The sequence below is a fragment of the Phyllobacterium sp. CCNWLW183 genome (genome assembly GCF_037203775.1).
GTDB lineage: Bacteria > Pseudomonadota > Alphaproteobacteria > Rhizobiales > Rhizobiaceae > Phyllobacterium > Phyllobacterium ifriqiyense.
Genome location: NZ_JBBCBN010000001.1, coordinates 560,674 through 573,139, shown reverse-complemented (window position 1 = coordinate 573,139; position 12,466 = coordinate 560,674). Strand labels below are relative to the sequence as shown.

The 12,466-nt window shown below is 54.1% G+C and carries 11 protein-coding genes; 8 read left to right on the top strand and 3 right to left on the bottom strand.

Annotated features, from left to right (window positions below; genetic code table 11):
• Window positions 1-35: 35 nt before the first annotated feature.
• Window positions 36-2,333 (bottom strand): phosphate acyltransferase, encoded by a 2,298-nt coding sequence (locus tag V9K95_RS02660; protein ID WP_115052753.1) that lies wholly within the window; start codon window positions 2,331-2,333, stop codon window positions 36-38.
• 195 nt (window positions 2,334-2,528) lie between these two features.
• Here V9K95_RS02660 and V9K95_RS02655 point away from each other — a divergent pair, with 195 nt between their 5' ends.
• The 3 genes from V9K95_RS02655 (at window position 2,529) to V9K95_RS02645 (ending at window position 5,778) form a co-directional block, all read left to right on the top strand.
• Window positions 2,529-3,350, top strand: a complete 822-nt coding sequence (locus V9K95_RS02655; protein ID WP_115053272.1) for a UDP-2,3-diacylglucosamine diphosphatase — start codon at window positions 2,529-2,531, stop codon at window positions 3,348-3,350.
• A complete protein-coding gene (locus V9K95_RS02650) occupies window positions 3,340-4,413 on the top strand; it encodes a glycosyltransferase family 4 protein (protein WP_336439897.1) in 1,074 nt (357 codons plus the stop codon). Before V9K95_RS02655 ends, V9K95_RS02650 begins: the two co-directional genes overlap by 11 nt.
• Window positions 4,414-4,575: 162 nt before the next feature.
• Window positions 4,576-5,778, top strand: coding sequence for an MFS transporter (locus V9K95_RS02645; protein WP_336439898.1), 1,203 nt, complete (start codon window positions 4,576-4,578; stop codon window positions 5,776-5,778).
• Window positions 5,779-5,789: 11 nt separating this feature from the next.
• Here the strand turns inward: V9K95_RS02645 and dgcA are convergent, their stop codons facing one another.
• Window positions 5,790-6,773 (bottom strand): N-acetyl-D-Glu racemase DgcA, encoded by a 984-nt coding sequence (dgcA, locus tag V9K95_RS02640; RefSeq protein ID WP_336439899.1) that lies wholly within the window; start codon window positions 6,771-6,773, stop codon window positions 5,790-5,792.
• A 59-nt stretch (window positions 6,774-6,832) separates the two neighbouring features.
• Here dgcA and V9K95_RS02635 point away from each other — a divergent pair, with 59 nt between their 5' ends.
• From V9K95_RS02635 to V9K95_RS02620, 4 genes are all read left to right on the top strand, one after another.
• Window positions 6,833-8,008 (top strand): ABC transporter permease, encoded by a 1,176-nt coding sequence (locus V9K95_RS02635; RefSeq protein WP_115052758.1) that lies wholly within the window; start codon window positions 6,833-6,835, stop codon window positions 8,006-8,008.
• A 45-nt stretch (window positions 8,009-8,053) separates the two neighbouring features.
• Window positions 8,054-8,932 carry an ABC transporter ATP-binding protein gene (locus tag V9K95_RS02630; RefSeq protein WP_336439900.1) on the top strand — a complete coding sequence of 293 codons (879 nt, stop codon included), beginning with the start codon at window positions 8,054-8,056 and terminating at the stop codon, window positions 8,930-8,932.
• Between the two features lie 47 nt (window positions 8,933-8,979).
• The gene (locus V9K95_RS02625; protein ID WP_115052760.1) at window positions 8,980-9,972 is read left to right on the top strand and encodes an MlaD family protein; all 993 of its coding nucleotides are present in this window, start codon (window positions 8,980-8,982) and stop codon (window positions 9,970-9,972) included.
• A gap of 61 nt (window positions 9,973-10,033) precedes the next feature.
• Complete coding sequence (locus V9K95_RS02620; RefSeq protein WP_442958520.1) at window positions 10,034-10,618, top strand: ABC-type transport auxiliary lipoprotein family protein; 585 nt, start codon at window positions 10,034-10,036, stop codon at window positions 10,616-10,618.
• Between the two features lie 203 nt (window positions 10,619-10,821).
• On the opposite strand, the gene V9K95_RS02615 is transcribed toward V9K95_RS02620, so the two are convergent.
• Window positions 10,822-11,244, bottom strand: a complete 423-nt coding sequence (locus V9K95_RS02615; RefSeq protein ID WP_307285686.1) for a rhodanese-like domain-containing protein — start codon at window positions 11,242-11,244, stop codon at window positions 10,822-10,824.
• A gap of 66 nt (window positions 11,245-11,310) precedes the next feature.
• Here V9K95_RS02615 and ftrA point away from each other — a divergent pair, with 66 nt between their 5' ends.
• Window positions 11,311-12,333, top strand: a complete 1,023-nt coding sequence (gene ftrA, locus V9K95_RS02610) for a transcriptional regulator FtrA (RefSeq protein ID WP_336439902.1) — start codon at window positions 11,311-11,313, stop codon at window positions 12,331-12,333.
• Window positions 12,334-12,466 lie beyond the last annotated feature (133 nt).

Here is a 12,466-nt window from a genome sequence, read left to right as displayed (position 1 = left end):
ATCCATGTTGATGCGGCAGCAATAAGACGAAAGTTTTACTCAATCCGCTGTGAAGCTTCCACAACTGCCAGCGCCGTCATGTTGACAATACCGCGCGATGTCACTGAAGGCGTCAGAATATGCGCGGGCTTGGCAGCACCCAGCAGGATCGGGCCGACATGCAGGGCATCTGTTACCGACTTGACGACATTTAGCGTGATATTGGCTGCATCAAGATTGGGGAAAACCAAGAGATTTGCCTCGTCCGTCAAGCGGGAATGGGGCAGTACGCGCTCCCGCAGAATTTGTGAAAGCGCGCTATCGCCGTGCATTTCGCCGTCCTGCTCAAGTTCCGGAGCCTTTACGCGCAGGATTTCTGAAGCGTTGCGCATTTTTGCTGCGCTTTCAGAATCGCGTGAGCCAAAGTTCGAATGTGAGAGCAAGGCAGCTTTAGGCTCAATGCCAAAGCGTCGGATTTCGTTCGCAGCAAGGACGGTTTTTTCCGCGATCTCTTCCGCAGTCGGATCGATACTCACATAGGTGTCGGTAAGGAAGAGCACGCCGCGCTGTGAGATGAGCAGGCTGAGGGCGGAGAAATTACGGATGCCTTCTGACTTGCCGATAATGAGCTCGACATTGCGCAAGTGCCGCTCAAAGCGACCTTCAAGACCACAGATCATGGCATCGGCTTCGCCACGCACGATGGCAAGCGCTGCAATAACGGTGCCGCTGGCGCGAACCATTGTGCGAGCAACCTCCGGTGTCGTGCCGCGTCGCCCTGTCAGGCTAACGAGCAGATCAACATAGTCGCGATAGCGGGGATCGTCTTCCGGATCGATAATATCGAAATCCTGTCCAATCTTGATTTTCAAGCCGTAGCGTTGAAGGCGCGTTTCGATGACCTGGGGACGACCGATAAGTGTTGGAATGGCGATACCTTCTTCCAGCACCACCTGAGCTGCGCGCAATACGCGCTCATCCTCACCATCCGCATAGATGACGCGCTTCTTCTCGGCGGTTTTTGCCGCAGTGAAGATTGGCTTCATGATAAGGCCGGAGCGGAACACGAAGCGGTTCAGCCGGTCGAGATAAGCGTCGAAATCTTCAATGGGACGTTCAGCAACGCCAGTTTCCATCGCTGCCTTTGCCACCGCTGGCGCAATGCGCAGAATAAGACGCGGATCGAACGGCGAAGGAATCAGGTAGTTGGGGCCGAATGTCGGTGTTTCGCCAGAATAGGCGCGGGCTGCAACATCCGATGGCTCTTCACGGGCAAGGGCAGCGATGGCCTGAACTGCCGCCATTTTCATTTCTTCGTTGATCGCACTTGCGCCGCAGTCGAGCGCGCCACGGAAAATATAGGGGAAGCAAAGAACGTTGTTGACCTGATTTGGGAAGTCCGAACGGCCCGTGCAGATCATGGCATCAGCACGTGCTGCGCGGGCCACTTCCGGCATGATTTCCGGATTTGGATTGGCAAGCGCCATAATCAACGGATTGGGTGCCATCTGCTTGAGAAGTTCAGGTTTCAACACGCCCGCTGCCGACAGACCAAGAAACACATCAGCACCACCGATAACGTCGGCAAGAACGCGCGCATCGGTCTTTTGCACATAGACAGACTTCCAACGGTCCATCAGCGTGTTACGGCCCTCATAGACCACACCATCCAGATCGCAGACCCAGATATTCTTGCGGTCCGCCCCAAGCTTGACGAGAAGATTGAGGCAGGCAAGCGCTGCGGCACCGGCACCGGAAGCCACGATTTTGACCTTGGAAAGATCTTTGCCGGCAAGCTCCATGCCGTTGATGATCGCAGCGGCAACAATGATCGCCGTGCCGTGCTGATCGTCATGAAATACCGGAATATTCATCTTCTCACGAAGCTGCTCTTCAACTTCGAAACACTCCGGTGCTTTGATATCTTCGAGGTTTATGCCGCCGAAAGTGGGTTCCAAGGCAGCAACAACGTCAACAATTTTGTTGATTTCCTGCGCGTCAATCTCAATGTCGAATACGTCGATATTGGCAAATTTCTTGAACAGGACGGCCTTGCCCTCCATCACTGGTTTGGAGGCCAGCGGTCCGATATTGCCAAGGCCAAGCACGGCAGTGCCGTTTGAAATAACGGCAACCAGATTGGCGCGACTTGTGTAATCGGCAGCGGTAGACGGGTTGGCGTGAATGGCAAGGCAGGGCGCGGCAACGCCGGGAGAATAGGCAAGGGCAAGATCACGCTGGTTGCCAAGCGGCTTTGTCGCCTGAATTTCCAGCTTACCCGGCGTGGGAAAGCGGTGATAAAACAGCGCGCTTTCGTCAAGTTCTGAATTGCCGGGCGTATTGTCCTGGGCCATGAATTGCTTCCTTCCGGAGTATCGGTCTGGGTCGTCGTCTGATATCTATCTTGAGGCATAAATGAACATAGATTTGATACAAGTCTTTATCGTTCAAATCTGCATTTTTCCTTGCCGTCATAAGACTGTGACATGAATCGGGTTTGTGTCGCGCAGAAGACGCGTTTGCGTCAGCGCGATACGGAGATCCGCATCATGGTCGAGGCCGAGCCTAAAAAGTTCCGCACGCTGTTTCTGTCCGATATCCATCTTGGCTCAAAAGGCGCTAAGGCTAGCTTTTTGCTGGACTTTTTGAAGCACCATGATGCCGAAACCATCTATCTCGTCGGTGATATTGTCGATGGTTGGCGTCTTCGCCGGTCATGGCACTGGCCGCAGGAACATAATGATATTGTGCAAAAGCTGCTACGCAAAAGCCGCAAAGGTGCGACAATTCATTATGTCGCCGGCAATCACGATGAATTTCTGCGTGACTTCCAGGGCACGCATTTCGGCGGCATTGAAGTCACCGACCGCCTGATGCACGAAACGGCTGATGGCCGTAAGTTTCTGGTGATTCATGGCGACCAGTTCGATGTGGTTGTGCGCAATGCCCGCCACATCGCCTATCTGGGTGACTGGGCCTATGATGCAGCGCTTGCTATCAATACCGTGATGAACAAGGTGCGCCGCCGTCTTGGTCTGCGCTATTGGTCCTTCTCCGCATGGGCAAAATTCCGCGTCAAGAAAGCGGTCAATTTCATCGGTTCGTTCCAGACAGTTGTTTCCGACGAGGCGCGGCGTATCGGTGCCGATGGTGTTATCTGTGGACACATTCACCATGCGACCATCGAACAGATAGACGGTATCGAATATATCAACACGGGCGACTGGGTGGAAAGCTGTACGGCTATCGTCGAACATTTTGACGGAAGGATGGAACTTCTATCCTGGACACATCTCATCAGCGAGCATGCAGGCTTCGCGCCGGTGATCCAGATTGCCGATAAGCGGCCAAAGGCGGCGAATGCAGCGTGACGAGATTAAGCGGCTCGTCATCGTTTCGGATGCCTGGCATCCGCAGGTCAATGGTGTCGTGCGAACCCTGACGAAAGTACGCGAGCAGATGGAGGCGCGGGGCTTTGAGGTGACGATCATCTCCCCGGCCGACTATCATTCTGTGCCTTGCCCGACCTATCCGGAAATCCGGCTTGCGTTGACACTGCCATCGGCGGTCAAGGCACGGATTGAAGCCATACAACCGGCCTATGTCCATATCGCGACGGAAGGTCCACTGGGCATGATGGCGCGCCGCACGTGCATCAAGAATAACTGGCGTTTTACCACAAGCTTTCATACCCGTTTTCCTGAATATCTGCGCAAGCGCTTGCCGGTCCCGCTGTCATGGTCCTATGGCTGGCTGCGGCGCTTCCACAATGCTGCCGAATCCTGCCTTGTGCCAACGCAATCAATCCATGATGAGTTGGTTGCGCGAGGATTTGAAACCCTGAAGGTGTGGACGCGGGGCGTAGACCGGGAATTGTTCCGGCGGCAACCAGACGTTGATCTGCACTTGCAACGACCGGTTTTCATCTGTGTGGGGCGGGTCGCTATCGAGAAGAATCTCGAAGCTTTCCTGTCGCTGGATTTGCCGGGCACAAAGCTGATCGTCGGCAATGGTCCCGACCTCGAAAATCTGAAACGCAAATATCCAAAGGCCGTCTTTGCCGGCAAGCATGAAGGTGAGGCGCTGGCACGCTTCTATGCGGGGGCGGATGTCTTCGTCTTTCCAAGCCGGACCGACACGTTCGGGCTGGTGCTACTTGAGGCTATAGCCTCCGGTCTGCCGGTCGCGGCCTATCCTGTGCCGGGATCTAAGGATGTCATCAACGCAACCGGCGCTGGTGTTCTTGCCGAGGATTTGGGAGAGGCGGCTCTGGCTGCTCTTGCGATGGGCCGCGTCGACCCCGAAGCGACGTTGCAGGGATTCAGCTGGGAAGCCTGCGCCGATATTTTCGAAAGTATCCTGACAAGGATCGGCGTCTCGCGCGAAGTGCCCGGTCATACGGTCAAATCCGGCCAGACTATTTCGGCGCGGTAGGGTACTCAACCTATACAATTCCAAAAACGCAATGAATTATGCGCATGAGCCGACCGCTATTTCTATGAACCTGCTAAGTTTCATGATAATGGCCAAACTCAAGGCAACGCATGGTTGTGATTCTGCCTGAACAGCTTCGTATTTTTCCGAAAGTCCCACCGAATGACAGCCGCCGTTGCGGATTTAAGCCAAGGGAAGCCGTCTCGCTTTGAGTTGCGGATTGCGTTGACCTATTTCGCTATTTTCATGTCGAACGGGTTGCATCTGCCCTATTTTCCGCTCTGGCTTGAATATCGGTCGCTGACTCCGACAGAAATTTCCATCGTATTGTCGATGCCCCTTTTCGTCCGGGTCATCGCGGCACCTCTGGTTTCGATGCTGGCAGACCGCTCCAACGACCGGGCGCATATTCTGACCTTGTGCACTATATTGGCGGTAGCCGTCGCGGCGTTCTACTTCGTACCCTTCGGCTTTGTCGGTATTCTCGCTGTGTCGTTGCTGCTTTCGCCGCCATGGACTTCACAGGTACCCGTTGCAGATACGATTGCCCTTTCGGGCGTTCGCCGCTACGGCGCCGATTTTGCCAAGATGCGGGTTTGGGGCTCAATTTCTTTCCTACTCACTTCGTTTGTGGCGGGCATCTTCATCCAGCGTTTGGGCGAGCACATTATCCCTTGGGCTTTGCTCGGCGCGCTGGTGCTGGCATGCGGCATGAGCTTTATCGTACCCAGAATCGGCAAACCACGCAGGCTTTCCCCACTTTCCGATGTCGACATAGCAAATGCGGGCAGGGCGCTGCGCCGTCCGGCCTTTGTAACATTTCTCATCGCGACAGGCATCACACAGGCTAGCCACGCCTATGGCTACAGTTTCTCGGCGATTTACTGGAAGTCGATCGGCATAGAAGAAACCGTAATCGGGGCATTCTGGTCGATCTCTGTCGTTGCGGAAGTGATCATGTTCACCTGTTTCCGCCGCATATTCGGCGGTCTCCATCCCGCCAAGGTGCTGATGATCGGGTCTGCCGTGGCAATGTTCCGCTGGGCCGCCTTTCCTTTGATCGAACCCGCCGGACTTGGCGTTGCTGGTTTTCTGGTCGTCCAGTGCCTGCACTGCTTCTCATTTGCCCTGTCATTTCTCGGCATGCAAAAAATGATCGTCCTGACCATTCCTGAAGAGCGCGGCGGCACGGCGCAGGGGCTTTCAACCTTTTTCATCGGCACGTCATTGGCCATTGCCACGATGGCATCAGGGCCGCTCTACTCGGCCACCGGCATTTACGGCTTTTACGCCATGGTTGCCCTCGCAGCTATCGGTCTGTCTCTCGCCATTGTGTCTCTGAGGCTTGAGCAGCGCGAGACCTAGAAAATTTGGGTCTAGCCCCACAGTTCCGGCTTGGGCGGCGAAACCCGGCTTCCGTTAAATTCTAGTCCCGGCGTCCGGTCCTGCTTGAGGATCAAGGGACCGTCCAGATCGACAAAATCGGCATCTTGAGCCACGATAACAGCCGGAGCCATGGCCAGGGATGTGCCAACCATGCAACCGACCATGATCCCAAAGCCAAGTTCGCGTGCGCGATTATGCATGCGCAGCGCTTCGGTTAGTCCGCCGGTCTTGTCCAGCTTGATATTGATGCTGTCATAGCGCCCCAGCAATTTGTGCAGATCATCCGTGCCGTGGGCGCTTTCGTCAGCACAAATGGGCACAGGGTGCGGAATTTCAGCGAGGATGGCATCATTTCCGGCGGGCAGTGGCTGCTCGATCAGCGCAATACCGGCCCGCGCGCAGGCAAGCATGTTTTCCAGAACATTGGCATTGGTCCAGCCTTCGTTCGCGTCAATAATAATGCGGCTTGATGGCGCGGCCAGTGCTACGGCTCTTATCCGCTCTGCATCATTTTCGCCGCCAACCTTGACCTTGATCAAGGGTCTGTCGGCGAAGCCGCTCGCTGCCTTTGCCATTGTTGCAGCATCACCGAACGAAACAGTCACGGCGGTGGTCAAATCGTGCAATTCTGGCAGGCTCAGTAGAGAGGTCACGCTTGTGCCTTGGTGCTTGGCTTCGAGATCCCACAAGGCGCAATCTACGGCGTTGCGTGCCGCGCCTGCATGAATGAGCCCCGGCAGATCGTTGCGTGTCGCGCCCTTGCTCAAAGCATCGCGCAGACCTTCAATCTCGGCACAAACCGAGTCGATGCTCTCGCCATATCGCGCATAGGGCACGCATTCACCGCGCCCGCTGTGCACGCCGTCACTTAACGTGCACACGACAATTGCTGCTTCAGTCTTGGAACCACGGGAGATCGTAAACGTTCCGGCAATAGGCCATCGTTCTACCGCTATATCCAAGCTAATTATCATAATCTGCGCCTTAATTGTTCCAGTGACATCGGTCGGGAGACTCGATATGTGTGTTGTTGATGTTGACCGATAGAGCAAACAATTCAAGTGCTTCTACTGCCGCGCCTCCGCATGTTGAGTTCAACAAGGACGGGGATCGCGCTACAGTTACACTTACAGGGGCATGGACCACACGCAATGTTCGCCGCGTGGACGAAACCATGCGCGATATCGAAGTTGATAACGGGTTTTCTAGCGCCGTTATTGATCTGTCCGGCGTGGAATTGCTGGATACTGCGGGAACCTGGCTGGTCGAGCGTCTGCGCACCGCGCTGGAAAAATCCGGCAAAACAGTTTCCATTGAAGGACAGTCCGAAAGCTGGGGTGCTCTGTTTGAGGCCGTTGGCGATATTGCGGCTGCTCCTCCGGAAGTCATTCATATTGACCGCCCGTCCTTGATAACGCGATTCTTTGAATCGATTGGTCGCATGGTCTATGCCTTTGGCGATGATTTCATCAAGGCGATGCACATTCTCGGCGCAACCGTTCGCGGCGCGCAGATGAAGGGCAGTAGCAGAAGCAGTATTCGCCCGGCGGCAATTATTCATCAAATAGACAGTATGGGCATCGGCGCGGTGCCGGTGGTTGTGCTTATGTCGACCATTATTGGTGCAATTATCGCGCAGCAGGGCGCTTTCCAGTTGCGCTACTTCGGTGCCGAAATATTCGTTGTCGATCTTGTTGGCATTTTGGTGCTGCGTGAAATCGGTGTGCTTTTGACGGCAATCATGATTGCGGGCCGCTCGGGTAGCGCGATCACCGCCGAAATCGGCTCAATGAAAATGCGCGAAGAAACCGATGCACTGACTGTTATTGGTCTCAATCCCGTCGGTGTTCTGGTTTTCCCGCGTCTCGTTGCATTGGTGATCTCGCTGCCATTGCTGACAATTATTGCGGATTTCGCGGCATTGGGCGGCGCCATGGTCATCACATGGGCCTATTCTGGAATTCCGCCGGATGCCTTTATCCAGCGTTTGCGCGATGCAGTCGATCTTTCCAGCTACCTTGCCGGTCTGATCAAGGCGCCTTTCATGGCCATGATCATCGGGGTGATGGCTTCGGTTGAAGGCATGAAGGTCGGTGGCAGCGCTGAATCCTTGGGACAACGGGTTACGGCATCTGTGGTCAAATCGATTTTCGTCGTCATTGTGGTTGATGGCATTTTCGCCATCTTCTACGCGTCCATCAATTTTTAAAACTGAAGCCCCAGGCAGAAGCCTGCTTAAAGTAGATCGAGGCGCATGAATCCGAAAGAAAGTAACCAGAGCACGCACACAAAGGCTGACGACGTCATCCTTTCTGTGAAAGATGTCAGTGTCTCCTTCGGTCGTTCGACTGTGCTCAACAATCTTGATCTTGATGTTTATCGCGGCGAAATCCTTGGTTTCGTCGGAGCGTCAGGAACGGGTAAGTCTGTTCTCATGCGGACGATTCTGGGCCTCAACCAGAAGCAAAAGGGCAAGATCAGCATTTTTGGTCACGATATTGACGAGGCGAGCGAGCAGGACAAACTCGCTGTCGATATGCGTATGGGGGTTCTTTTCCAGCATGGGGCGCTGTTTTCGTCCTTGACCGTGCTTGAAAACATTCAGGTGCCGATGCGTGAATATTTAGATATTCCTCAAAAGCTTATGGATGAGCTAGCTCGGCTCAAGATCGAACTCGTGGGACTCAAGCCCGATACCGCAGAAAAGTTTCCATCAGAGCTTTCAGGCGGAATGATCAAGCGTGCGGCCTTGGCCCGCGCCCTGTCGCTTGATCCCGAAATCGTCTTCCTCGATGAGCCGACATCAGGTCTTGATCCTATTGGTGCCGCTGACTTCGACGAATTGATTGCCGATCTGCGCGATACGATGGGGCTTACCGTCTATATGGTCACCCATGACCTCGACAGTCTGTTCGCTGTATGTGACCGAATCGCTGTATTGGGCAATAAGAAGGTTCTGATCGAAGGAACCATTGAGGATATGTTGGCGTTTGACGATCCGTGGGTGAAAGAATATTTCCGTGGAAAGCGTGCTCGTCAAATTGTATCCAATGGCGATAACAGGCGGCGTTCGCCGCGTAGTGAAGCTGCGCCAACGCCAAATGTACCACCGCAGAACAGGCTAGTGGAGTGAATTTTATCAGACCACTAGCGGAACAACAGGGTCGAGCAGAGTAATTCATGGAAACAAAAGCCAATTATGTTCTGGTCGGTATTTTCACGCTTGCTGTCTGCATGCTGGCCTTCGGATTTGTTTACTGGATTGCGCGTTATGGTGACAAAACCGAGACTGCAACTTTGGAAATCCGTATTCTCGGCTCGGTAACAGGTTTGGCTGACGGCAGTCAGGTGCTGTTCAACGGTATCAAGGTTGGTACAATCCGGCGCTTGAAAATTGACGACAATAATCCTGATGCTGTGATTGCGCAGGCGGAAGTCGATGCAACAACACCTATTACGCGTTCCACCCAAGCCACGCTGGGCTTTGCTGGTCTGACCGGCCAGGCCTTTATCGAGTTGAAGGGCGGAAAGCTTTATGAACCGATGCTGCTTGTGGAAGCGGCAAAGGAAGACTCCATTGCCCGCATTGATGCCGATCCGTCTGTCGTGAACAACCTTCTGCAAAAGGCCCAAACCATCCTTGAACGCGTCGATGGCGCGGTGGGATCGATTGAGAGCTTTATCACGGAAGTGAAGGGGCCTTTGGTCGATACGGTCAACAATACCAAGCAGTTTACCGATGCGCTTGCAAAGAATTCCGATGTCATCGAAAAGTTCAGCCGCAGTGCTGAAGATGTTCAGGCTGTCGTGGCTGAAGCACGGCAGATGATGGAAAAACTGAATAATGCGTCAACGCGTGTGGACGGCGTATTGGCCAAACTGGACAAACAGCTTTCCGACGAGGATGGCAGCGTTGTACGCGAAGCCCGTCAGACGCTGCAATCCTATCGTTCCGTAGCAGACAATCTGAATGCGAGACTTGGACCAATCACCGACAATCTCAACCGCTTTTCAGGGCAGGGATTGCGTGACGTGCAGTCTCTTGTCAATGAGAGCCGGCAGTCGGTTCAACGCATCGAGCGCGCTATTACAGATCTTGAGAAAAACCCGCAGCGGGTGATTTTCGGCGGTAGCGGCAATGTTCCTGAATATGACGGACGGACGCGCCGTTGACTTTGATGGATTCGCATCGCATGAAAGTTAATGAACTGTTACGCGTGGGATTGGTTAAGTGGTGAAATCGAAGACAGTAATTGCAGCGTTGGTTATCGCCTTGTCCTTGTCGGCCTGTGCCAGTTCCAAGAAGCTCGATACATTTGATCTTTCCAGCCCATCGCCGGAAGTCACCTCGTCAAGGAAGCAGGGCCGTCAGATATTGATCGCTGCCCCGTCCGCATTGAAAGCGCTCGACGGTGAAAATGTCGTTGTTCGTTCCGGTCCCAATTCAATTTCCTTTTTGAAAGGTGCGCAGTGGGCGGATCGTCTGCCCAATATTGTGCAGTCTCGCCTCGCACAGGCATTTGAAAGCACTGGACGGCTTGGCGGTGTTGGTCGTCCGGGCGATGGCCTTGCCATCGATTATCAGGTGATCAGCAATATTCGCACTTTCAACATTGATGCTTCCGGCAGTGAAACGGCCGTTGTTGAGATTGCCATAAAGATACTGAATGACAAGAATGGCACCGTGCGTGCGACAAAGGTCTTCCGTTCGACATCGCCCGTAAGGGGCGCAGGCAACGCATCCTATATTGCCGCGCTTGATAGCGCCTTCGACACTGCCACCAGCGATATCGTCACCTGGACCCTTTCGGTTATTTAGAGCGTAAGCTCAATACCGGCTATTTGGCATTCCATTCAATGCGTGGTTCGACGGGGCTCACCATGAGGAAGATTAGTGATCTGCAAAGCTAGCCTTTAATGTCGGTGATCTTGTTCATGCAACCCATGAACCCTCCTCATGGTGAGCTTGTCGAACCACGCAGTAAATTGGTGCCAGTTTCAGCAACTCGATGAGATGAGTGATCAAGCTGCTTGCTTAAAGCTGCCAGCTTCCGGTCCAGTTGCAAACGGCAATTCTTCGTCGGCCCAACCGGTTATTCCACCGATCATGATTTTCACAGGCCGCCCAAGACGCGCCAGCTTAAGCGCAGCCTGGTCTGCACCATTGCAATGGGGTCCGGCGCAATAGACGACAAAAATCGTATCCAGAGGCCATTCAGCCATGCGTTCGGCTGAAATATCTCGGTGGTTCAGGTGGATTGCAGTGGGAATATGGCGACGCTCATAGGCAGCGCTTGTTCCTACAACATGCAAAAGGGTGAAGTCGGGTCTATCCTTCAGCGCCTGTGCCACGTCGGCGCAGTCGGTTTCCAGCGATAGACGCCTGGAAAAATGATCAATGACCTGATCGGCTGGGGCCGGGGCAATCTCGGTTACGTAGCTCATTCTGTCTCTCCTCGTGTTGATGAGCAAGAAGTAGAACAGGTGATAAATTGCTGGTAGTTGGCAAGAATGCCATATATCGTCAATATCATGTCAAACGCTTCAAATCCGCCCCGTCTTGATAATCCGCTTGTGGTCGCCGTTGCTTATGACGGTCTTTGCACTTTCGAATTCGGTGTTGTGGTCGAGATGTTCGGGTTACCAAGGCCTGAAATGGGCGATGACTGGTATAAATTTGCTGTCGCCAGCATTGAAATGGGCGAGCTACGCGCCACAGGCGGCGTGCGCGTGCTTGCCGATGGCGGTCTTGACCTGTTCGAGCAGGCTGGAACGATTATCATGCCGGGCTGGCGCGGCGTTGAACATTCTGTCCCGGAGCCGTTGGTACAGGCTCTGCAAAAGGCCCATGCCAAGGGCGCGCGCATTCTTTCAATCTGCTCGGGCGTCTTTGTGCTTGCCGCCGCCGGCCTTTTATCGGGGCGGCGCGCAACGACCCATTGGCGCTACGCCGATCTGTTGACCGAGCATTATCCGGACATCGAGTTTGCGCCGAATGTGCTTTATGTGGACGAGGGCAATATTCTGACCTCAGCTGGCAGTGCGGCGGGCATTGACCTTTGCCTGCACCTTATTCGCCGCGATTTTGGTACCGAGGCCGCCAATAAGGTTGCGCGGCGCCTTGTTGTGGCTCCCCACCGTGATGGCGGGCAGGCTCAATTTGTCGAGCAGGCAGTCCCCACAGCCCATGAGGGAGTGAGGCTTTCTCCGCTGCTGGAAACGATGCGGAACAATATTCAGAAGGACTTTTCCATCGCCAGCCTCTCCAAAGCTGCGGGTATGAGTACACGTACCTTCCTGCGCCGCTTTGAAGCTGCAACTGGTACGACGCCTGCCAAATGGCTATTATCCGAGCGGTTGGGTAAAGCACGCGATCTTTTGGAAAACTCTCCGTTTTCTATTGAGACGATTGCCTTGCACACGGGTTTTGGCACTGCTGCTACGCTGCGGCATCACTTCCGCCAGCAATTGGCCACCACGCCCACAGCCTACAGGGATATGTTCGGGAAGGTGTCAGAGCTGGAAGGGGCTTGAGTGTTGTATCATCCAGGTTAGTTGCATTTGACTTGTGCGTGGTTCGACGAGGCTCACCATGAGGAGGATTGCTATTTGCAGGGCGTTAAATCCTGCAAGTTTGGCAAATAATCTGCAATCAACCACCTTCTAG

Coding starts and splice junctions, on each gene's coding strand:
- V9K95_RS02635 (WP_115052758.1), top strand. CDS start 6,833: ATGTTGACCGATAGAGCAAACAATTCAAGTGCTTCTACTGCCGCGCCT.
- V9K95_RS02645 (WP_336439898.1), top strand. CDS start 4,576: ATGACAGCCGCCGTTGCGGATTTAAGCCAAGGGAAGCCGTCTCGCTTT.
- V9K95_RS02625 (WP_115052760.1), top strand. CDS start 8,980: ATGGAAACAAAAGCCAATTATGTTCTGGTCGGTATTTTCACGCTTGCT.
- V9K95_RS02655 (WP_115053272.1), top strand. CDS start 2,529: ATGGTCGAGGCCGAGCCTAAAAAGTTCCGCACGCTGTTTCTGTCCGAT.
- V9K95_RS02660 (WP_115052753.1), bottom strand. CDS start 2,333: ATGGCCCAGGACAATACGCCCGGCAATTCAGAACTTGACGAAAGCGCG.
- V9K95_RS02650 (WP_336439897.1), top strand. CDS start 3,340: ATGCAGCGTGACGAGATTAAGCGGCTCGTCATCGTTTCGGATGCCTGG.
- dgcA (WP_336439899.1), bottom strand. CDS start 6,773: ATGATAATTAGCTTGGATATAGCGGTAGAACGATGGCCTATTGCCGGA.
- ftrA (WP_336439902.1), top strand. CDS start 11,311: ATGCCATATATCGTCAATATCATGTCAAACGCTTCAAATCCGCCCCGT.
- V9K95_RS02615 (WP_307285686.1), bottom strand. CDS start 11,244: ATGAGCTACGTAACCGAGATTGCCCCGGCCCCAGCCGATCAGGTCATT.
- V9K95_RS02630 (WP_336439900.1), top strand. CDS start 8,054: ATGAATCCGAAAGAAAGTAACCAGAGCACGCACACAAAGGCTGACGAC.